Below are 21746 nucleotides of genomic sequence, written 5' to 3' on the forward strand. Positions count from 1 at the left end.
TGAATATGGCAGAAGACCCGATTTTCGACACCCATGCGCATCTGATCGCGGATGACGATGTCGCCTATCCGCCGTCGCCCATGCGCGGCACGACCCATGTCACGCAGATGAACTACACGGCCACCGCCGAATGGCTGATCGACCGGATGGACTGCAATGGCGTCGGCAAGGCATGCATTGTACAGCGCGGCCATGTCTATGGTTATGACAACAGCTATATCGTCGATTCGGGCAGGAAATATCCCGACCGTTTCGTGCCGGTGGTGATATTGGACGCGCAGGACCCCGAAACGCCCGCCAAATACCGGGACATGGTGTTGAACCACGGCGTGCGCGGCCTGCGCTTCGCCCAGACGCATTTCGAATTCTTCGATACCGCCTGGATGAATTCGCCCAATGCCATGGAATGCTGGCGGACGGCGGCCGAACTGGGAACGCCGGTGGCGATCATCTTCTTCCGCAGGCATTTGTCCTGGGGGCTGCCGGCCCTGAAGTTCATCGCGGAATATCTGCCGTCGCTGAAGATCATCGTCGATCATATCGGCACGCCGCACACCCTCTCCAACCCGGAAAAGGCGCGCTATGTCGCGGCGGGTCTGGACAGCAGCATGCCGCCGCCGCCGGATTTCGGCATTGCCGATACCATCTCGATCTTCGAAGGGCTGCCCAATATCAGCTTCAAGTTCACGGAGATCAACATGGAGCGGCTGGCCGACCAGAAGGCGGAACCGGCCGCGTTCATCCGGCGGCTGGCGGATGTCTTCGGCGCGGACCGGCTGATGTGGGGCTCCGATCTGGGCCAGAGCGAATGGCCCTATGAGGAAAAGGCGGCGGCGGCGCGAAGGGCGGCGGCCCAACTCGGCCCCGACGAACGCCGCGCTTTCCTCTATGAAACGGCGGAGAGGCTTTATGAGCGCTGAGGTCCAGATGAGCGCCGAGGTCCGGGTCGACACGCACGCCCATATCTGGGGGCCCGCCATGCCCTTCTGGAGCAGGGCGTGGAAAAGGCCCGACTATGCCTATACGGTGGAAACCTATCTCGACACGCTGGACGCCAGCGGTGTCGATTTCGCGGTGATCGCGGCGGCCAGCCTGTTCGGAACCTATAATGACTATGTCATCCGCGCCCTGCGGCAGCACAGGCGCCTGCGCGGAACCGTGATCGTCGATCCGGAAATCGGGATGTACGATCTGGAGGGCATGCGCCGCGACGGAGTGGTGGGGGTGCGTTTGCAGCTTTTCCACACCGACCTGCCGGATTTCGCTGCCGACGGCTATAATCGCCTGTTCCACCGGCTGCGCGACATGGACATGCATGTCCATGTGAATGTGGAGGCGCACCGTCTGCCATCGGTGCTGGACGGCCTCAGGCCCAGCGGGGTCAAGGTGGTGATCGACCATTTCGGCTGGCCGGATGCGGAAAAGGGGCTGGACTGCCTCGGCTTCCAGGCGGCGGTCCGGGCCTGTCAGGACGGCATGGCCTGGGTGAAGCTGTCCGGCGGCTTCCGCCGGCCCGATCAGGACATAGCCCGCACGTTCGCGCAGGCCTATGTCGAGCGGGTCGGGACGGAACGGCTGTTCTGGGGCAGCGACGCGCCCTTCGTGGGGGCGGAAGGGACGGTGACGCATCGGCAGACGCTGGACCAGCTTGGCTATTGGCTGCCCGACGCGGCGGTGCGCGCCGCGATCCATCGCAGCGCCCATGATTTCTACTTCGCCTGACCGGAGCGGGTGGAGGGAAGCTTGAAGACGCCGCTGCCGCGCGCGACAGCACCATCGGGCCCCAGCAGCACGCCGTCGCAGAAGGCGAGGGACCGGGTCGCGCGCAGCAGGCGGAGACGGGATTCCAGCCAGTCGCCCGGTTGCGCGCCCCGCATGAAGTCGACGGACAGCGATATGGTCGGCGCGTGGGAAACGGCACAGCCCGCCTGCGCGTTCTGGCCCAGGCAGACGTCGAGAATGGATGACAGCCAGCCGCCATGGGCGAAACCGGAATAGCTGCAATTATGCGGCGCGACCCGGAAACCCAGCCGGACGGCTTCCTCCGCCGCGGGTTCGAAGGGGTCCGCGATATAGAAGGGACCGTTCAGATGCTGGAAGGGATCGACGTCGGCGCCTTCCTTGACGCGCCAGCCGGGCGGGGCGGATTGTTCGATTGGGCTCATGGGGGTCTCCATTGTCGCTTGCCGCGGGCGTGAGATACCGGTACCAATTTCTCTAGGGACAGGATGATGGAAAGGCAAATGATATGAAGAAGGGAAAGGTCATCATAAGCTGCGCGCTGACAGGGAGCATGCATACGCCGACCATGTCGCCGTTCCTGCCGGTCGCGCCGGAAAAGATCGCCGAGGAGGGCATCGCGGCCCACCGGGCGGGCGCGGCGATATTGCACCTGCACGCCCGCGATCCCGAAAACGGCCGTCCGACGCCGTCCGCCGAGGTCTTCATGCAGTTCCTGCCGCAACTTCACGCGGAAACCGACGCGGTGATCAACATCAGCACCGGCGGCGGACCCGGCATGACGTTGGAGGAAAGGCTGCGCGCGGCGGTTCAGGTCAGTCCCGAACTCTGTTCGCTCAACATGGGCTGCATGAACATCAACCTGTCGGAACTGGCGAGCCGCCACGACTTCAAATATGACTGGGAAAAGCCCTTTCTGGAGGCGACGGAAGATCTGGTCGCCAAGAACACCTTCCGCGACATACGCCACATCATCGAGACATTGGGTCCGGGCGGCACCCGGTTCGAGATGGAATGCTACGAGATCGGCCATCTCCACAATATCGCCTTCTTCGCGGACAAGGGACTGCTGAAGCCGCCTTTCCTGATCCAGTCGGTGCTGGGCGTGACCGGCGGCATGAGCGCCGACGCCGACAGCGTCTATTTCATGCGCCAGACCGCCGACCGGCTGTTCGGCAGCGATTATATCTGGTCGCTGTTCGGCGCTGGACGGCACCAGATGGGCGTGTGCACCATGGGCGCGCTGATGGGATCGAGCGTTCGCGTGGGACTGGAGGACAGCCTGTTCATCTCCCGGGGGCAACTGGCGAACAGCAATGCCGACCAGGTGCTCAAGATCCGCCGGATATTGGACGAGCTGGGCCTGGAAGTCGCAACCGCGGAGGAGGCGCGCCAGATGCTGGGGCTGAAGGGCCGGGCCAATATCAACCTCTGATCCGCCATTCACCCTGATCTGCGGGTAATGGCCCAAGAAGCGTCATGCTGAACCTGTTTCAGCATGACGCAGGATTCGATCGGGAAAGATGATTATGCGGGCCCTGAGCCTAAATCGTCTCCAGCTTCCGCCGCGCCGTTTCCGTGGTGGCGAAGATCCAGAGCAGCGCCGCCCCGAAGGCAAAGGCCGCAAATGCGCTGTAGACCAGTGAAATGGCGGCCCCGGTGCTCAATATCACGCCGACGAACAGCGGCGTCAGCATGGATGCGGCGCGCGCCATCGAACTGGAAACGCCCATGCCCACCGCGCGCAGATGCGTGGGGAAGCTCTCCGCCGTATAGGGCCACTGGATGAAGGAACTGAGCGCGCTGCCCAGCGTGCCGACCACCACCAGCGCCACCAGCGGTCCGGTCTCGAAGCGGAAGAGGGCGAGCGACAGCAAGGCCAGTCCCGCCGCCAGGCAGCCGCCGATCGCATAGGGCCGCCGCCCCACCCGATCCATGGTCGCACCGATGAACGGCGTCGCGAGCAGGAACAATATGGGCGTCGCCGCCGCATAGCGCAGGGCGTCCGCCAGCGCTATGCCGTAAACCGTCACGAAGATCGACGGGGCCCAGGTTGTCAGCCCGAAATTGGTGAAGGCGACCGTGAACCAGATGCTCATCAGGATGATCGTCGATGCGCGCTGTTGCGGCGCGAACAGAGCGGAAATCGGTATCCTCGCCGGCTCCCGAAGGCGCGGCGCGGCCTGCCGCAGGTCGCCGTCCGACAGGTCGATCCTGCCCCCCAGCTTCGCCAGCGCGCCCGGAACCTGCCCGGCGCGGCCGGTGCGGGCCAGCCAGCGCGGCGATTCCGGCAGGGTCAGCATCACCACCGGTAGCAGCAGCAGCGGAATGCCGCCCAGCCCGATCAGCCAGCGCCATCCCAGTTCCGGTATGATGACCGTGCTGGACAGGGATGCCGCCGCATAGCCGCTCATGCACAGCCACTGGAAGATCATGAAGTAGCGGCCACGGGTCATCGTCGGCGCGAGTTCGTTGATATAGGTGATCGATACCGGCAACGCCCCGCCGATCGCCAGTCCCTGGACGAAGCGGATCGCCAGCAGCGCCTCCGGCCCCGGCGCCACCGTGCAGGCGATCGCCAGCGTCGCCATCGCCAGGACCGATCCGACGAACACCGGCATGCGCCCGAACCGTTCGGCAAGCGATCCCAGGGCTATGGCGCCCAGGAACTGGCCGATATATCCCGAGGAGATGAGCGCGCCCATCATCGCGGGATGCAGCCCCCATTCGCGCGACAGCGACGGCATGACATAGGCGATGGCGATGCTGTCCCAGGAATCGAACAGCATGATGAAGCCCATCAGCAAGGGCGCCAAGATGCCGACGCGAAAGGTGCGGAGATTGTCGAGCGCGTCCCCCACGCGCAGTTCCAGCGGACTGGCGGCCGTCCTGTCGGCATGAGCAGCGGTCAGGCTGTCCATCTTGCGATCCTCTCCCTTTACGATCGGAAACGAAGCGGTTTCCCGCCCCTGCTTGTTGAAGCGTCTTAGCCTTCCGGAAAGCCGGGCGCAATGATACCGGTCTCAACATTCCAAGCATGCAGGCGCGCGGCTTTGTCGCGATGGTCGCGGAAGCGCGGCGGAAGAAGCGCCGCCGTCCCTGTTCCTGCCCCGAATTTCCGTCCATTCAGGCTGATGGAGCGCGGATTCCCCACCCGTAGGCGCGCCGGAACGACGCAACGCCCGCAGCTTCGCCGGTTCAGCAAAAAATCTCGTCCTATGCTATATCCACAAATTATGCTCTGATCATGGGCCCCGAACATGCGGCATAGTGAAGAGGCGCTTTTCCTTGCCTGAACAGGCAGCCAGGGCCCGAAATCATGGCTGCTGTCCTGCGCCAGACCCGCCGGCATCGCAAATTTCCGATCCGGCGCCATTTGACAGCGCCCCGTCTCTGAGATACCGGTAACACATATTCCGCCACCGTTGAGACGTCGCCTGGCAGGAAAAATAAGAGGAGGAGGGGTGAAATGAACTTGCAGGGTGCATTGCTTTGCCGCAGCTCGGCCTTCGCGCTGACATGCGCGACCATTGCGGCGCTGTCGCCGGCCATGGCGCAGGACAATCCTCCGCAGGCGCAGTCGGACGCCGCCGCAGGCGTCAGCGATGCGGACATCGTCGTCACCGGTTCGCGCGTCGGCCGCAAGGGCTATGACGCGCCGACGCCGGTCAATGTCGTGGGGGAAGAGAGGCTTCAGCAACTGGCGATCGACAATGTGGCGGATGCGCTGAACCAGATTCCGTCCTTCCGCCCCATCAATACGCCGGCTTCGACCTTTTTCCGCGTGTCCGGCAATATCGGCGCCCGCACGCTCGACCTGCGCGGGCTGGGCGCCACGCGGACGCTGACGCTGGTGGATGGCCGCCGCTTCGTGCCCAGCGCGGATGACGGCACGGTCGACATCAACGGCGTCCCGTCCATGCTGATCCAGCGGACCGAAGTGGTGACCGGCGGCGCATCGGCGGCCTATGGCGCGAACGCCGTGTCGGGCGTCGTGAACCTGATCCTCGATACGAAGCTCAACGGCTTCAAGGCGAATGCCAGCTATGGCATCAGCCAGCGGGGCGACGCCTCCAGCCTGTTCGTCGGCGCGGCGGGCGGCACGGATTTCGCGGGCGGGCGCGGGCATGTCGTCGCGGCGATCGAATATGCAAGGGAAGGCGGCATCGGCCCGTGCGAGGAACGGAGCTGGTGCACGCGCTACACCAATTATGTGCCCAATCCCGGCTATAACACCGCCACCCGGACCAGCACCAACGGCCTTCCGGCCACGCTGGTCCTTCAGGGCACGTCCTTCGTCTATAATGAGAACGGCATCGTCGTCGGCGCGCGCAAGCCCAATGGCACGGGCGGCACGATCACCCTGGGTCAGCAGGTGCTGAACACCGGCGCCACCTCCCTGCCCAATGCGTTGCGCGGCAAGCAGTTCGATTCCAACGGCAATCTGGTCCCCTATCAGTTCGGCAATTATCTGAGCGGCATATTGCAGCAGCTCGACGACCCGACGCAGCCCTATGCGCTGGGCCTCAGTCCGCTGCCGCTGATGGTGCCGACCAAGCATGTGTCGGGGACGGTGCATGCCGATTATGAACTGACGGATTCCATCACGGCCTCGGTCGAATTCATGTATTCGAAGGTCACGGGCGGTCCGACCGCGCGTTCCGCGCCGCTCGACGCAGGTGTCGCGATCAATATCAACAATCCCTATGTGTCCGATGCCACCCGCGCGACCATCCTCGCCGCCGATCCGGCGATCACCCATCTGGTCATCAATTCCTCAAGCTGGGCGCTGGGCAGCCTGTCCAAGGCGACGAGCAAGGTGGACACCTATCGCGGCGCTTTCGCTCTCAAGGGACAATTGTCCGACCAGTGGGATTGGGACGCCTATTACACCTATGGCCGCGTCGACAGCCGGGTCGGCGCCGACAACAACCGCCTGGCCGAATGGAACAATGCGCTGGACGTGGTGTCTGCGCCCGCCGGGTTGCCGGGCATAGCGGCGGGCACGCCGATCTGCCGGTCCACCATCGCCAACCCGGCCAATGGCTGCATACCGATCAACCTGTTCGGCTTCGGCAATATCAGCCAGGCGGCCATCGACCGCTATATCGTGCCCGAATGGCAGACCCGCCGGTTCGAACAGCACGCCGCCGCCGTCAACCTGCGCGGCTCGCTCTTCTCCACCTGGGCCGGCGACGTGAAACTCGCGCTGGGCGGCGAATGGCGCCGCGACACGGCGGAGGGAGAGGTCGATCCGAATACGGCCGCGGGACGGTTCATCGCCGCCAACGGCTCGGCGCTTCCCTTCACGAAGACCAGCGTGGTCGAAGGCTATCTGGAAGTCGCCGTCCCGCTGCTCAAGGACTCTCCGCTCGGGCGCTCGCTCGATGTCGACGGGGCGATCCGCCAGACGCATTACGATCCCTTCGGCGACGCCACCACCTGGAAGCTGGGCGCGGTCTACCGCCCCATCGACGACATCACCTTCCGCGTGACACGCTCGCGCGACATCCGGGCGCCATCCGCCCGCGAATCCAGCCCCAACGCCACGACGATCCAGCTCCCGCTGCCCGATCCGTTCGTCGGCGGCACGACCAGCCAGTTCGTGGTGACGGGCGGCAATCCGGGGCTGAACCTGGAAAAGGGCGACACCTTCACCGCCGGCGTGGTGCTGAGGCCGTCCTTCATCCGCAACTTCAACCTGTCGATCGACTATTATGACATCAAGGTGGAAGGCGCGATCGACTCCCTGACCGGCACCGCGATCGCCAATGCCTGCAAGCAGAAGAACCTGCTCTGCAACCTGATCCAGTTCAATCCGAACGGGTCGATCAACACCGTCTTCTCCAATTTCCAGAACCTCAGCAAGCTGCATGCGGAGGGTCTGGAACTCGTCTCCGACTTCCAGGTGCCGGCTCTGGGCGGGAACTTCAATTTCCAGGTCAACGGCAATTATGTGATCGACCTGTCGACCATCGACGCGACCGGGGTGAAGACCCAGCTCGACAACTGGACCGGCAATGCCGGATCGGTGACGAACATCCAGGGCGTGCCGCGCTGGAAACTGGACGGGGTGATCACCTATTCGCGGCCGACCTGGTCCATGACCTTCCACGGGCGCTACATTCCCCGCGCCCTGCTGGACCCGACCAAGATCGGGCCGGAACAGGACGGCTATGACATCAACGATCCCAACAGCATCAGCGAGAACCATATTTCCTCGCGCTTCTATCTCGACATGACGGGAACGCTGAAGGTCAACGAGTCCTTCGAGATTTTCGCCACGGTGAACAATGTCTTCGACAAGGACCAGCCGGAGGAACTGCGGCTGATCGGCAATCCGTTGCATTTCGATCCGATCGGGCGTTTCTTCAAGATCGGGGTGCGGACGCGGTGGTGACGATATGGGGCGGGTACTGGAGGTAATCGATGTACGACAAGACCGACCTTCGTTCGACACTGGCTGGCTCGCCCGCCGGGGCCGCGCCGGTGGACCGGCTCTACGACGCGGAATATGGCCTGTTCTACCGCGATCCGCCGGTGGAGGAGGATGCCCGCGGCAAAAGCTGGTATGTGCGGGGGCAGAATTTCGTCATCGCCTATAGCGAGGCGCTGCCCGGCGCGATCTTCGAACGGACCGGGCAGGCGGACGAATATATGGTCCTGCTGCCCGATGAAGACACCCCCGCCATCGCCGCCGCAGGGGACCGGACCGAACGGAGCGGGGGATATGCGCTGTTCGTCATGCCTCCGGGGGACAGCCGGCTGGTGCTGGAGAAGGGCGGGCGCGTCGTCCGCATCTTCTCCGCCCAGTCGCCCGATCTGGTGGCGAAATGCCCCAATGCGGACGCCTATGCGGATCGGCATGCGAACATCCCGCCCTTCCGGCCATGGCCGGAACCGCCCGACGGGTACAGGGTCCGCCACTATTCGCTCGACGTGCCGGTCGAAGGCGGCCGGTTCGGCCGCATCTGGCGTTGCACCACGATCATGCTCAACATCCCCAACAGGCAGAAGGGGCCGCGCGATCTCACCAGGGTGTCGCCGCACCATCATGACGATTTCGAACAATGTTCGCTCGCGCTGGAGGGGGAATGGCGGCACCATATGCGCTGGCCCTGGGCCGTGGACATGAACAAATGGCATGACGATGTCCATGCCACGGTGGACTCGCCATCGGTGACGGTGATCCCGGCGCAGGTGATCCACACCTCCACCTGGCATTCCGACGTCAATCAACTGGTCGACATCTTCGCGCCGCCGCGCCTCGACTTCTCGCTGAAGCCCGGATGGGTGCTGAACGAGAGCGACTATCCGATGCCGGCGCAATAGGAGGGATATTTTGGATCGCAAACCAAGCTTGATCGATCGGTTGAAGGCGAAGGACGCATTCCTTGTCGGCACCTGGGCGAAGATTCCCTCGTTGGAGACGGTCGAACTGATCGGCCATGCCGGTTTCGACTTCGCCGTGGTGGACATGGAACATGCGCCGCACAGCTTCCAGTCGGCTTATCAGGCCATCGCCACGGCGCAGGCGGTGGGGCTTTATGCCATGGCCCGCCTGCCGGACCGCAGCGGCGGCGCGGTCCAGAGGCTGCTCGACGCGGGCATAGACGGGCTGCTGGTCCCCCGGGTGGAGACGCCGGAGATCGCGGCGGACGTGACGGCGGCCATGGCCTTCCCGCCACTGGGGTCGCGGGGCATGGGCTATACCTCGCGGGCGGCCCGCTGGGGGCTGGACAGCGCGGCCGACTATCTGGAGCGGGGGCGCAACCATGTCATGCGCGGCGTGCAGATCGAGGATATGGGCGCATTGGAGCAGATCGACGGCATATTGGCCGCCCCCGCGCTCAATGCCGTGTTCATCGGCTTCGGGGATCTGGCGCTGAGTTCGGGCCTGCCCGGATCGCACCCGACCCTGCGCGGGCTGGAGGCGAAGGTGCTGGCGGCCGCCAGGGCGAAGGGCGTGCCCTGCGGCACCGCCGTGCAGACGCCGGAGGAAGCGGTGCGCTGCCGCGAGGCAGGCTATTCCTTCGTCATGATCAGCGCCGACACGACCCTGTTCGCGCATGCGGCGCGCAGATTGATGGACGACACGAGAAATGCGTTGGGGCGCTGAAAGCAAAGAGGCGAACATGGTTTCACTATTGGACGAAAATGTCGCGGATCAGGCGTTGGAGGATCGGATTTCCAGCCTGCTGGTCGGCGCGGTCGACATGCATTGCCATAGCGGCCCGTCGGTCATGCCCCGGTCGCTCGACCATATGGAGGCGTTGCAGGATGCGGCGGACGCGGGCTTCCGCGCCATGCTGATCAAGGATCATTATTATTCCGCCACGCCGATCACCGAACTGCTCAACCGAACGCACGGCCATTTGAAGGTGCAGTTGTTTTCGGGCGTGCCGCTCAACAACACGACCGGCGGCTTCAACAAATATGCCGTCGATCACGGCATCGCCCTGGGCGCCCGGCTGGTGTGGATGCCGACCTTCGCCTCGAAGAACCATGTCGAGGCGGACCAGAAGCGGAAAAAGGGCTTCCCCCACACCAGCAAGCCGCTGCTGCCGCCCGATCCGCTGACGCCGCTCGACGCCAACGGCGCGCTGAAGGACGAGGTGAAGGAGATACTCGACATCATCGCGGAACATGACGTGATCCTGTCCGGCGGCCACCTCCATATCTCCGAAATCTTCCCGGTGTTCGAGGAAGCGCGGAAGCGCGGCGTCAAGCGGCTGCTGGTGAACCATCCCACCTTCATCATCGGCGCCTCGCTGGACGACATCAGGCAGTTGGTGACGATGGGCGCCTATATCGAACATTCGCTGTGCATGTTCATCCAGATGATCGGCCGCGAACAGGCGATGTTCCCGCCAGAGGAGCTGGACGCGCTGATCAGGGCCGGCACGGTGGACCGCACCATATTGGCGTCCGACCTGGGGCAGGTGGGCAACGACCGCCCGGTCGACGGCTTCCGGGGCGTGATCCGCAACTGCATCGGCCTTGGCTATTCGGACGAGGACATCCGCAAGATGATCTCGACCAACGCGCTGCGGCTGCTGGGCCTGGAGGATTGAAGGGGACTGACGGCCTGCGCGGCGCGGGGGACCGCGCACGCCGTCAGATTATCATGGCACGCCCCGCCAAGTTACGGTAACGAGCTTCCATCTGCGGAGTGCATCCCTCCGCATGAAACGATGCGAAACGAGGAGCCACTTGCCGGTATCGAAGAAAGCCAATGGGACGATCCGGATGCGCGACGTCGCGGAACGCGCGCAGGTCTCCCGCATGACGGTGTCGCGTGCGCTGAACAGCCCGGAATCCGTCAATGAAACGCTGCGCAATCGCGTGCTGGAGGCGGTGCAGGAACTGGGCTATGTCCACAACCATCTGGCGCGCAGCCTGTCGTCGCGCCGCTCCAACGTCATCGGCCTCGTCCTGCCCAGCCTGGAAAACTCCATCTTCTCCCAGACGGTGAAGGGCATATCGGACGTGCTTCGTCCGCTCGGCTATCATCTGATGGTGGCGGAAAGCTCCGACGATCCGGAGGATGAGGAGCAGGTGATCGCCGCCTTCCTGGCGCAGCGCGTGGGTGGGCTGATCCTGCATTCGAGCAACCATTCGCCCACGGCGGTCAGGATGCTGAAGGCGTCGGACACGCCGGTGGTGGAAAATGGCGATTTCCCGGTCGATCCGGTCGACATGGTCGTCAGCTATTCCAACCGCGCCGCCGCCAAGGCGATGACGCTGCACCTGGCGCGGCTCGGCTACAGGCGGATCGTCTTCGCCGGGCTGGCCGCCAATCCCCGCGCCGCCGAACGCCAGCGCGGCTTTCAGGACGCCCTGGCGGAGATCGGGCAGAAATCCGACCGCAAGCATGTGGTCGCCGTCTCCCGCGGTTTCGGCGGCGGGACGGAGGCCATTTCCTATATCGATGCGAATGTGCCGGACGCCGACGCGCTGTTCTGCGCGGGCGACGTGCTGGCCGTCGGCGCGCTGCTGGAATGCGACAGGCGGGGATGGGCGGTGCCCGGCCGGCTCGCCATCGCCAGCTTCGACGATCTCGACCTGATGCGCCACGTCAGCCCGGCGATCACCTCGCTGCGCCTGCCCCGATATGAGATCGGCCGGCGCAGCGCGCAGATGATCCTCGACCGGATCGAGGAACGCACCATGCCGGTGACGACCATCGACCTGGGCTTCGAAATCGTCCAGCGCGCCAGTTCCTAGAGGGTTTTCCAAGCAGCCGGATCGGATCTGCTCCAGAGCGCACGCTCGGGTTTTCCGTTGCCGCATCCTTTCAGGCAGCAAACCGGCCCCATCCTTCGACAGGCCCAGGACAGGCTTTTTTGCACGATATTTCAGGGGCGGATCGCGAACCTTTCACCAGGGTCCGGCTGAATTCCCGCGCCTCACTCCGCCGCCTGATCCACTTCCGCAAAGGCTTCCCGCGCGATCCGCGTCGAATCCAGCCCCGCAGGCACGCCGCAATAAATGGCCACCTGAAGCAATGCTTCGCGTATCTCATCGCGGGACAGGCCGTTGGTCAGCGCCGCCTTCACATGCAGTTTCAGCTCGTGGGGCCGATTGAGCGCGCTGATCATGCCGATGTTGAGCAGGCTGCGGTCGCGCCTGGACAATCCCTCCCGGCACCATATCCTGCCCCAGCAATATTCGGTCGACAATTGCTGCATGGGGCGGCTGAAATCGTCGGCATTGGCGAAGGACCGTTCGACATAGTCGGCCCCCAGCACTTCCTTGCGCAACGCCAGTCCGCGCTCATAATCTTCCGTTGCCATGATGATCTCCTCTGCCGATGGTTTGAACCGCTATTCGGGCTTGCCGAAAGACTATGCGGATGCGATACCGGTAACAACCATAAAAATCACGACATAAGCCCTATTTTTCAGGAAGGATCGAGGATGCGGCTGGATGGGAGGATTGCCGTTGTGACCGGCGCGGCGCGCGGCATTGGACGGGCGATTGCACAGGGGCTGGCCGAAGCGGGCGCCCATGTCGTGCTGACCGACGTGCAGGAGGGGGAAGCCGCCGAAGCGGCGCGGGCCATCGCCGGCGCAGGCGGCCAGGCCACCGCCTTCGGCCTGGACGTTTCCGATGCCGCTGCATGCGAAACGCTGGCGGCGCGGCTGGAGCGGGATGTCGGCCCGGTCTCCATATTGGTGAACAATGCCGGGGTGATCTATCCCGGCCGCATCGATGAGCCGGGCGCGCGGGAAAAATGGGACCGCACGCTGGCGATCAATGTCGGCGGCCCGTTCAACATGTGCCGGGCCTTCCATCCGCAGCTTCGCGCCACCCGGGGGGCGGTGATCAACCTCGCCTCCATCCGCTCCTTCGTCGCTGCGCCCAATGCGGCGGCCTATGCCGCGTCCAAGGGCGCGGTGATGCAATTGACCCGGGCGCTGGCAGTCGAATGGGGCGGGGAGGGGATCAGGGTCAACGCCATCGCCCCCGGCTTCATCGAAACCACGCTGGTTCCGGACCGGGAAAAGACGGCCGACCGCGAAGCCGCCATCCTCGCAAGGACGCCGCTGCGCCGCCAGGGACAGCCGGACGAGATCGCAGGAACGGCGGTCTATCTCGCCTCGGACGCGGCGCGCTATGTTTCGGGGGCGATCATCCCGGTGGACGGCGCTTATCTGGCCGGGTGAGAAGAGGCCATCCGGCCAGATCGCAGCCCCGATGTCGGCTCTTCCCCTCCTTTTCAGGGGAGGGGATCGAGGGGTGGGCGCGTGCCCCAAAGGAAAACCAAGCCTTTAGAGGCACGCCCCCACCCGAACCGCCCGGTTCCTACCCCCGAATAGCCAGAATCTGATCGTCATAGGTCGCCGGATCGATCGTCACATCGATCAGCGCCGGACGCCCGCTCGCCAGCGCATCGGCGAAGGCTTCGGCCAGCCCGCCTTCCTCATCGACCCGGCGGGCGTGCCAGCCGAAACCGGCGGCCACCTGCGCAAAATCGGTGTGGGAAAAATCCACCCCCGCCGGAGCCAGTTGCCGCCGCCGCTGCTTGGCCCCGATCAATGTCAGGCAGGAGTCGTTGAACAGGACGACGATAGGCTTCGCGCCGCTCTGCACGGCGGTGCCCAGTTCGCCCAGGCACATCATCGCGCCGCCGTCCCCCGTGAAGGCCACGGTGGTGCGGCCCGGATCGGCCAGGCTGGCGGCGATGGCCGCGGGAATGGCGAAGCCCATGGTCGAAAGCCCTCGCGAGATCAGGGACTGGTTGGGTTCGTCGCACCGCCACATATGCAGCACCGGCAGCATATGCGCGCCCGCGTCGATGGTGATGCGGCTGTCCCCCGGCACCGCCTGACGCGCCGCGCGGACCAGCGCCGCCGGGGAAATGCCGCTGCCGCCGAAAATCTGCGCCGCCGCCCATAATGCTTCCTTGCGCCGCGCCAGCTCTCCCGGCTCCCACCCGCTGCTGTCCGTCGCATCGTGCAGGGCGGCGATGGAAGCGGCTATGTCGCCCATCACGGATGCGGTCGGCGCGAACAGCGGATGCTCATAGGCGTGGTTGGTGAGTTCGACCGTCGGGACAGCACCATAGCGCCAGGGCTGCGGCGGTCCCTCGACCGGATCGAAGCCGTAGAGGATGATGAGGTCGGCCGACCCGATCAACGGCTGTTCGGGCACGCCATTGGCGTAGAGGCCCAGCCCGAGCGGCGCATTTTCCGACACCACCCCCTTCGCCTTGTAGGTGGTGAGGACGGGACAGCCGGTCGCCGCGACAAAGGCGCGCAAGGCGGCGGTTCCATCCGGAGACCGCGCCTGAAGCCCTGCCAGCAGGATGGGTCGGCGGGCCGCGGCGACCAGCCTCTTCGCCTCCGCCAGCGCGGATGGGCCCGGCGCGGGAAGGCGGGTCGCGGAAAGGGGGGCAGGCGCCGCTTCGGCCCGGCGGCGGATGAAGGAACCGGCGACCTCCAGATAGGCCGGGCCCGGCGGATTGCCCATGGCGGCGTCGATCAGCCGGTCGACCTCCGCCATGGGATCGCCGTTCCGCAGGTTGGAGGAAGCGCGCAGCATCGGCGCCAATATCGCCGTCTGGTCGATCCGCTGATGGCTGATATAGGCCTGATCGTCTTCATAGCCGTCCGCGATCAGCAGCATCGCGGCACGATCCAGATCGGAATAGGCGACGCCATTGGCGGCGGCGGCAAGGCCCGGCCCCCGCGTCGTCATCGCCACGCCGGGCGCTCCGGTGATTTCGGCGGTGACGCAGGCCATCATCGCCGCCGACGTCTCCGTCCGCGTCAGGATGAAGCGCATGCCCTGCTTCTCCGCCGCGGCGATGAAGTCCAGATTGCACTCGCCCCCCGGCACGCCGAAGATGAAGCGCACGCCCTTTTCCGCGAGGCGGGCGACAATGGCCTCGCTTACCGTTCCAACGGTCATTCTGTCTTCCTTCCGGGCGCATGCCCTGCCAGATCGGCTTTATCAGATCGGCTGTTCCAAAGTGGGGGCGCTGTCCTCCAGCGTCACCCGGCGCATGTCGCGCGGATATTTCTTGTCGTCATAGCGCGTGCCGCGATGCATGGTGCAGCGATTGTCCCAGATGACGAGGTCCCCGACCGCCCATTGATGCGCATAGACGAACGGGCGCTGGGTCGCGAATTCGGTGAGTTCCCGGATCAGCGCCATGGCTTCGGGACGGGGCCAGCCCTCGATGGCGCCGATATGGGCGGAGAGGTAGAGGGCAAGCCGACCGGATTCCCTGTGCAGCCGCACCAGCCGTTGCGGCACCGGCGTGCACCGTTCGACCTCCTCCGGGCTGAATGCGTCGAAACCCATCTGCTCGCGGGAATAGATCAGCGAATGACGGGCGATCAGGTCCTTTGCAATGGCCTTGAGTTCGTCCGGCAGATGGTCCCATGCGACGCGGGTGTCGATATATTCGGTGGCGCCGCCGACCGGCGGGATGACGCGGGCCTGGAGCATCGACCAATAGGCCGGCGTCGGCTTGAAGCTGCTGTCGCTGTGCCACAGCAGATTGCCCAGATTATACATGCGCCGCCGGTCGTCCGCGCCCCAGATCCGGCCGTCCGGGCCCAGATTGGAGATGTCGTTGATCTTCATATTGGCGATGCGGCGCCGTTCCTGGTCGACCAGCGTCGGCGTCTCCTCGATGGTGCCGAACTGTTCGGCGAAGGCGGCCTGTTCGTCGTCGCTCATCATCTGGTTGGGGAAGACGACCACGCCATAACGGTCCATCGCGCCCTTGACCGCAGCCTTCTGCTCCTCCGTCAGCGGCCGGCGCAGGTCGATCCCCTCCGCCCGCGCGGCGAAATGGGGATGGACCGGCGTGCATGTCAGCATATCGTTCCTGTCCAACATGGTCGAATGACTGGACATCATCTTCTCCTGTCAATTGCGCGGGGCCCTGGCCCCGAAAGCGATTTGGTACCGGTCACAAACCTGTCTCTCACAAATGCGGCCCCGGTTCAAGCAAGAGACAGGCAGAGATATTTCAGCTCCAGATAATCATCCAGCCCGTAACGCGACCCCTCCCGGCCGATGCCCGATTGCTTGACGCCGCCAAAGGGCGCCACTTCGGTCGAAATGAGGCCGGTGTTGATGCCGACAATGCCGGATTCGATGCCTTCCGCCGCGCGCCAGATGCGGTTGACGTCGCGCGCGTAGAAATAGGCGGCCAGTCCGAATTCGCTGTCATTGGCAAGGGCGATGGCTTCGGCGTCGTCATCGAACTTCACCAGTGGCGCCAGGGGGCCGAAGGTCTCCTCCTCCAGCACCTGCATGCCCGGCTTCACGTCGCGCAGGATCGTCGGGGTGAAGAAGCGCGGGCCGTCGGGGGCGGGACCGCCGCCCAGCACGATCCGCGCGCCCTTCGCCACGGCATCGTCAACGTGCCGCTGGACCTTCGCGACGGCCCGTTCGTCGATCAGGGGACCGATGTCCACGCCGGTGCGGGTCCCTTCGCCGACCCGCAGTTTCGCGGTGGCGGTGGCCAGCTTCCCGGCAAAGGCGTCATAGACGCCCGCCTGGACATAGAAGCGGTTGGCGCAGACGCAGGTCTGGCCTGCATTGCGATATTTGGACTGGATCGCGCCCGTGACGGCCGCATCCAGATCGGCGTCGTCGAAGACGATGAAGGGCGCGTTGCCGCCCAGTTCCAGGCTGAGTTTCTTGATGCTGCGGGACGCCTGCTCCATCAGCAGCCGCCCGACCGCCGTCGATCCGGTGAAGCTGATCTTGCGGACCACGGGATTGCCCGTCATTTCGGCCCCGATCTCCCGCGCGTCGCCGGTCACGACGTTGAGAAGCCCCCGGGGCACGCCCGCCTCGTCAGCGATCTGCGCTATCGCCAATGCGGTGAAGGGCGTGAGTTCCGAAGGCTTGAGCACCACCCCGCACCCAGCCGCAAGCGCCGGGGCCAGTTTGCGCGCGACCATGGCGGCGGGGAAGTTCCAGGGGGTGATCGCGGCCACGACGCCCACCGGGTGCTTCAGCACCATGATGCGCCTGTCCGGCATGGGACCGGGAATGATGTCGCCATAGGCGCGCTTCGCTTCCTCCCCGAACCATTGGAAGAAGGACGCGGCATAGGCGATCTCGCCCTTCGCCTCCGCCAGCGGCTTGCCCTGTTCCTCGGTCAGCAGGGCGGCAAGATCGTCGGCGCGCTCCAGCATCAGGGCGGCGATGCGTTGCAGGATCGCGGCCCTTTCGCCGGCCGGGCGCGCCGCCCAGGCGGGCATGGCCATGGCCGCCGCTTCTATCGCCCGCCGGCTCTCCTCCCGCCCCAGCGCCGGAACGCGGCCGATGATCCCGCCCGTCGCCGGATTGTCGACCGCGATCCACTCCCCATTGCCGACCCATTCACCCGCGATGAAACATTGTTCGCGCTTCACTGACCGTCCTTCGCCCGCATTCCGCCCGCACCCGCACTCGTCGCATCAATCCTTCAGGCTGCCGGGACTCCATTTCTCATACCACGCACGCGGCGGCACGGTGGTCGGCGTGTCGCTCTTGAACAGGTTGACGAATTCCCGCGTGCGGAAACGCCAGCGGCCATCCTCGCACAGCAGCAGATGGTCGATCTGCTCCGCGATCTGGATCGGCGCGTGGGAGGGCAGCACCGGCGTCCCGTCCCCGGCGAACAGCATCATGACATTGTTCGTGCGCGCCAATCCGGGCTCGATCAGCTCGGCGCGGAAATTCGCGATGACATGGCGGTTGACGCGCGGCCCCCGGCTCTGCCGCCAGACGTAGAACTGATGGATCGCCTCGCGCCCCTTCAGGTTGAAGAAGGTGGCGTCCTCCAGATAATAGTCGCGGGTGTCCAGACCGCCATTGACGTCCACCTCATACCAATAGTCCGTCGCATTGGCGAGCAGGAGCTGGGTCAGCATGATCTTTTCTTCGGATGTCATCGCCAATTCCGTCGTCCTGTCCCTGCCGGCGCTATTGTCGCAGCGGGGGATGCCTTCCCGCCGCTCTCTCACAAGAACATAGAATAGGGCATGACGCCCTGTCCGATCACCTTTGGTTATACTCGCGCCAGAATACTTATTTTTTCCGCCGATGGGATTTTGCCACCGAAGATGGCAGGTTGAGGGGCCGCCGTGCGCGGGGCGGAAGAGGAGCAGAAGGTGAAGAGCGGACAGCATGACCGGGCGCTGGAACACTGGCTCGACGGATTTCAGGCCGCGCTGGCTGCCCGCGACACCGGCGCCGTCCTTGCTCTTTTCGCGCCCGACGAATGCTATTGGCGCGATCTGGTCGCCTTCACCTGGAACATCGCGACGATGGAGGGGCGCGAGGCCATCGGTAAAATGCTGGACGCGCAGGCCGATCCCGTCCTCCCCTTCACCGCGCGCCCGGAAGGCGGCGCCGCCGAAAGGGACGGGCTGATCGAAGGCTGGTTCGATTTCGAGACCGGCGCGGGCCGGGGCAAGGGCCATGTCCGGCTGAAGGACGGCCGGTGCTTCACCCTGCTCACCGCCCTGCAGGAACTCAAGGGCTTTGAGGAGCCGGGCGGGCGTCGCCGGCCGGAGGGCGTCGTCCATCGCGCCATCAAGGACCGGGAAACCTGGTCGGAGGCGCGGGCCGCGACCGCCCGGACGCTGGGGACGGAGGTGCAGCCCTATTGCCTGGTCGTCGGCGGCAGCCAGGGCGGGCTGGCGCTGGGCGCGCGGCTGAAGCGGCTCGGCGTCCCGACCCTCATCGTCGACGCGCTGGAAAAGCCGGGCGATGCCTGGCGCAGCCGCTACAAGTCGCTCTACCTGCACGATCCGGTCTGGATCGACCATCTGCCCTATATCCCCTTCCCGGACCATTGGCCGGTCTATACCGCCAAGGACAAGATGGGCGACTGGCTGGAAATGTATGCCCGGGTGCTGGAACTGGACTTCTGGGGCTCCACCCGCTGCACCAGGGCGCATTATGACGAAGCCGCGAAACGCTGGACGGTGACGGTCGACCGGGCGGGGCGGGAAATGGTCCTGCGCCCGGCGCAGCTGGTGCTGGCCACCGGATTGTCGGGCATCGCCAACATGCCCGTCTTCCCCGGCGCGGACAGCTTTCGCGGGGTGCAGTGCCATAGCAGCCAATATGCGGATGGCGCGGCCTTTGCCGGCAAGGCCTGCGTGGTCGTGGGTTCCAACAACTCCGCGCACGACATTTGCGTCGACCTCTGGTCGAACGACGCGAAGGTCACGATGATCCAGCGGTCGCCCACCACCGTCATCAAGGCGAGCGCGCTGCGCCGCATTTCCGAAGAAGGCCCCTATTCGGAGAAGGGGATCGCGGCAGGGATCGATACCGACCGGGCCGACCTGATCACCGCATCCACGCCCTTCCGCCTGAAGGAAGCGATGGACCGCCATAATTGCGACCGCATACGCCGGGAGGACGCGGCCTTCTACGAACGGCTGGCGGCATCCGGCTTCCAGTTCGATTTCGGGGAGGACGGGACGGCCATAGCGGGCAAATATATGCGCCGCGCCTCGGGCTATTATATCGATGTCGGCGGCTCCGACCTGATCTGCGACGGAGAGGTCAGGGTGCGGAGCGGCGTCGGCGTCGCCTCCATCGCCCCCGGCGGCCTGGTGCTGACCGACGGCAGCGAGGTGGCGGCCGACGCGATCATCTACGCGACCGGCTACGGCCCGATGGACGGCTGGGCCGAGATGCTGATCTCCCGGGAGGTCGCTGAAAAGGTGGGCCGCTGCTGGGGCCTGGGATCGGGCACCGCCATGGACCCCGGTCCCTGGGAGGGGGAGCTTCGCAACATGTGGAAGCCGACTCGGCAGGAGGGGCTGTGGTTCCATGGCGGCAATCTGGCCCAGTCGCGCTTCCACTCGCTGCATCTCGCCCTTCAGATCAAGGCGCGGATGGAGGGGATCGATACCCCCGTCCACCAGCCCGAAGCCGTGATGCGGGCGCCCCTCTGCCTCCCGGAAGACGGCCTCATGGCATCGCAGGGGGCATGAGCGGCGGCTGCACGGCCGCTCCATCCGCAGATCGTTCCAGCCGGGGCAATTACCGCGTCGTCGCGCTGATCGTCGCCAGCACCATGATCATGGAGCAGATCGACGCGACCGTGCTGACCACCGCGCTGCCCACCATCGCGCGGGACTTCCGGGAACCGGTCAATGCCCTCGGTCTGGTCCTGACCGCCTATCTGCTGGCGGTGGCGGCCTTCATCCCGCTGAGCGGCCGGCTGGCCGACCGGTTCGGCGCGCGGTCGGTATTGCGGGCGGCGATACTGGTCTTCATGGCGGGCTCGCTGCTCTGCGCCTTTTCGACATCGGCAGCCCAGATGGGCATGGCCCGCTTCGTGCAGGGCGCGGGCGGGGCGATGATGACCCCGGTGGGGCGGATCGCCCTGCTGCGCGTCACGCGCAGGCAGGATCTGGTTTCAGCGACCGCCTGGCTGGTCACGCCTGCGCTGCTGGGCCCGATGCTGGGGCCGCCCATAGGCGGGCTGATCGTCACCCATCTGGACTGGCGCTGGATATTCTACGTCAACCTGCCGGTCGGGCTGGCGGGGATCGCCGCCATCTCCCTCCATATCGACAATGGCCGCGCCGATGCGCCCGGACGGGCAGACATTCCGGGCTTCCTGATCTGCGCCGCCGGCCTCGGTACCCTGCTGCTCGGGTGCGAAAGCGCGAGCCAGCCGGGGCGGCTGGGGCAGGCCTTGCTGCTGCTCGCCGTCGCGGGCGTGATGGCCGGAACCTATGTCCGCCATGCGGCGCGCCGGCCCGATCCGCTGCTGGACCTCACCGTGCTGCGCGACCGGTCCTTCCGCCTGTCGCTGATCGGCGGATCGCTGACCCGCATCACCCAGGGCGCGCAGCCCTTCCTGCTGCCGCTGATGTTCCAGGTGGGATTCGGCTTCAGCGCGGCGGTGAGCGGGGCGATCATGCTCGCCACGGCGGTGGGATCGCTGGTGTCGAAGGCCATCGTTTCCCCGGTGCTGCGCCGTCTGGGCTTCCGGCGCAGCCTGATCGTGAACGGCCTGCTGTCCTCGCTCTGCTACGGGCTGGCGGCGGCGTTCCGGGCGGACTGGCCGGTGCCGCTGATGATGGCGGTCCTGACGCTGGCGGGCTTTTTCATGTCCTTTCAGTTCTCGGTCTACAACACGGTGGCTTATGAAGGCGTGGAGGCGGCGCGGATCAGCCGTGCGTCCAGCCTCTATTCCACATTCCAGCAATTGCTGCTGTCGCTGGGCATCTGCACCGCCTCCGTCGCGATCCAGGCGAGCATGGCCGTCCGCGGATCGGCCACGCCCCACCGGGAGGATTTTGCCGCCGCACTGGTCGCCGTGGCCCTGATCTCGCTGTCGGCTTTCTTCGTGAACCGGCGCTTCGCCCCGGATGCCGGATCGGCCATGAGCGGCCATGTGCCGCGTGCGGAGCAGGACAGACCGAAATGAACGCCTATTGGCCAATCCAAGACATTCCCCTCCCGCAGGCGGGAGGGGTTAGGGGTGGGCGCGAGCGCAGCGAGCTTCCAGCTTAGCC

Annotated in this window: 18 protein-coding genes; 11 read left to right on the forward strand and 7 right to left on the reverse strand. The window is 65.4% G+C overall.

What is annotated here, in order from left to right; translation table 11 throughout:
• Nucleotides 1-5: 5 nt before the first annotated feature.
• Nucleotides 6-920 (forward strand): amidohydrolase family protein, encoded by a 915-nt coding sequence (locus TZ53_RS05040; protein ID WP_044660630.1) that lies wholly within the window; start codon nucleotides 6-8, stop codon nucleotides 918-920.
• Nucleotides 910-1722, forward strand: coding sequence for an amidohydrolase family protein (locus TZ53_RS05045; protein ID WP_044660631.1), 813 nt, complete (start codon nucleotides 910-912; stop codon nucleotides 1720-1722). Before TZ53_RS05040 ends, TZ53_RS05045 begins: the two co-directional genes overlap by 11 nt.
• Here TZ53_RS05045 and TZ53_RS05050 read toward each other — a convergent pair.
• Nucleotides 1710-2165 (reverse strand): PaaI family thioesterase, encoded by a 456-nt coding sequence (locus TZ53_RS05050; RefSeq protein ID WP_044660632.1) that lies wholly within the window; start codon nucleotides 2163-2165, stop codon nucleotides 1710-1712. The two genes, TZ53_RS05045 and TZ53_RS05050, sit on opposite strands and share 13 nt — an antisense overlap.
• An 83-nt stretch (nucleotides 2166-2248) precedes the next feature.
• Between TZ53_RS05050 and TZ53_RS05055 the strand changes: the two genes are divergently transcribed.
• Entirely contained in the window at nucleotides 2249-3175 is a 927-nt protein-coding gene (locus tag TZ53_RS05055) for a 3-keto-5-aminohexanoate cleavage protein (protein ID WP_044660633.1), read from the forward strand.
• Between the two features lie 109 nt (nucleotides 3176-3284).
• On the opposite strand, the gene TZ53_RS05060 is transcribed toward TZ53_RS05055, so the two are convergent.
• A complete protein-coding gene (locus TZ53_RS05060) occupies nucleotides 3285-4661 on the reverse strand; it encodes an MFS transporter (RefSeq protein WP_044660634.1) in 1377 nt (458 codons plus the stop codon).
• A 548-nt stretch (nucleotides 4662-5209) separates the two neighbouring features.
• Between TZ53_RS05060 and TZ53_RS05065 the strand changes: the two genes are divergently transcribed.
• The 5 genes from TZ53_RS05065 (at nucleotide 5210) to TZ53_RS05085 (ending at nucleotide 11967) form a co-directional block, all read left to right on the forward strand.
• Nucleotides 5210-8140, forward strand: a complete 2931-nt coding sequence (locus tag TZ53_RS05065; protein ID WP_025551926.1) for a TonB-dependent receptor plug domain-containing protein — start codon at nucleotides 5210-5212, stop codon at nucleotides 8138-8140.
• A 29-nt stretch (nucleotides 8141-8169) separates the two neighbouring features.
• Nucleotides 8170-9072, forward strand: a complete 903-nt coding sequence (locus tag TZ53_RS05070) for a hypothetical protein (protein WP_044660635.1) — start codon at nucleotides 8170-8172, stop codon at nucleotides 9070-9072.
• 28 nt (nucleotides 9073-9100) lie between these two features.
• A complete protein-coding gene (locus tag TZ53_RS05075; RefSeq protein ID WP_238320118.1) occupies nucleotides 9101-9859 on the forward strand; it encodes an HpcH/HpaI aldolase family protein in 759 nt (252 codons plus the stop codon).
• A gap of 16 nt (nucleotides 9860-9875) precedes the next feature.
• Entirely contained in the window at nucleotides 9876-10814 is a 939-nt protein-coding gene (locus TZ53_RS05080) for a DUF6282 family protein (protein WP_025551921.1), read from the forward strand.
• Between the two features lie 175 nt (nucleotides 10815-10989).
• Nucleotides 10990-11967 carry a LacI family DNA-binding transcriptional regulator gene (locus tag TZ53_RS05085; protein ID WP_044662865.1) on the forward strand — a complete coding sequence of 326 codons (978 nt, stop codon included), beginning with the start codon at nucleotides 10990-10992 and terminating at the stop codon, nucleotides 11965-11967.
• Nucleotides 11968-12149: 182 nt separating this feature from the next.
• Here the strand turns inward: TZ53_RS05085 and TZ53_RS05090 are convergent, their stop codons facing one another.
• Complete coding sequence (locus TZ53_RS05090; protein WP_044660637.1) at nucleotides 12150-12536, reverse strand: carboxymuconolactone decarboxylase family protein; 387 nt, start codon at nucleotides 12534-12536, stop codon at nucleotides 12150-12152.
• Nucleotides 12537-12659: 123 nt separating this feature from the next.
• Here TZ53_RS05090 and TZ53_RS05095 point away from each other — a divergent pair, with 123 nt between their 5' ends.
• On the forward strand, nucleotides 12660-13409 hold the full coding sequence (locus TZ53_RS05095) for an SDR family NAD(P)-dependent oxidoreductase (RefSeq protein ID WP_044660638.1): 750 nt from the start codon (nucleotides 12660-12662) through the stop codon (nucleotides 13407-13409).
• 139 nt (nucleotides 13410-13548) lie between these two features.
• Here the strand turns inward: TZ53_RS05095 and TZ53_RS05100 are convergent, their stop codons facing one another.
• From TZ53_RS05100 to TZ53_RS05115, 4 genes are all read right to left on the reverse strand, one after another.
• Nucleotides 13549-15156 (reverse strand): thiamine pyrophosphate-binding protein, encoded by a 1608-nt coding sequence (locus TZ53_RS05100; protein WP_044660639.1) that lies wholly within the window; start codon nucleotides 15154-15156, stop codon nucleotides 13549-13551.
• A gap of 42 nt (nucleotides 15157-15198) precedes the next feature.
• Entirely contained in the window at nucleotides 15199-16095 is an 897-nt protein-coding gene (locus tag TZ53_RS05105) for a TauD/TfdA dioxygenase family protein (protein WP_197565236.1), read from the reverse strand.
• Nucleotides 16096-16202: 107 nt separating this feature from the next.
• On the reverse strand, nucleotides 16203-17627 hold the full coding sequence (locus TZ53_RS05110; RefSeq protein WP_044660640.1) for an NAD-dependent succinate-semialdehyde dehydrogenase: 1425 nt from the start codon (nucleotides 17625-17627) through the stop codon (nucleotides 16203-16205).
• A 45-nt stretch (nucleotides 17628-17672) separates the two neighbouring features.
• Nucleotides 17673-18149, reverse strand: a complete 477-nt coding sequence (locus TZ53_RS05115) for a hypothetical protein (RefSeq protein ID WP_025551965.1) — start codon at nucleotides 18147-18149, stop codon at nucleotides 17673-17675.
• A gap of 192 nt (nucleotides 18150-18341) precedes the next feature.
• Between TZ53_RS05115 and TZ53_RS05120 the strand changes: the two genes are divergently transcribed.
• The gene (locus tag TZ53_RS05120; protein ID WP_229742588.1) at nucleotides 18342-20210 is read left to right on the forward strand and encodes an NAD(P)/FAD-dependent oxidoreductase; all 1869 of its coding nucleotides are present in this window, start codon (nucleotides 18342-18344) and stop codon (nucleotides 20208-20210) included.
• Complete coding sequence (locus TZ53_RS05125; RefSeq protein WP_025551962.1) at nucleotides 20207-21658, forward strand: MFS transporter; 1452 nt, start codon at nucleotides 20207-20209, stop codon at nucleotides 21656-21658. The genes TZ53_RS05120 and TZ53_RS05125 overlap by 4 nt, the downstream gene beginning before the upstream one ends.
• Nucleotides 21659-21746: the final 88 nt, after the last annotated feature.

The sequence above is a fragment of the Sphingobium sp. YBL2 genome, from assembly GCF_000943805.1.
GTDB lineage: Bacteria > Pseudomonadota > Alphaproteobacteria > Sphingomonadales > Sphingomonadaceae > Sphingobium > Sphingobium fuliginis.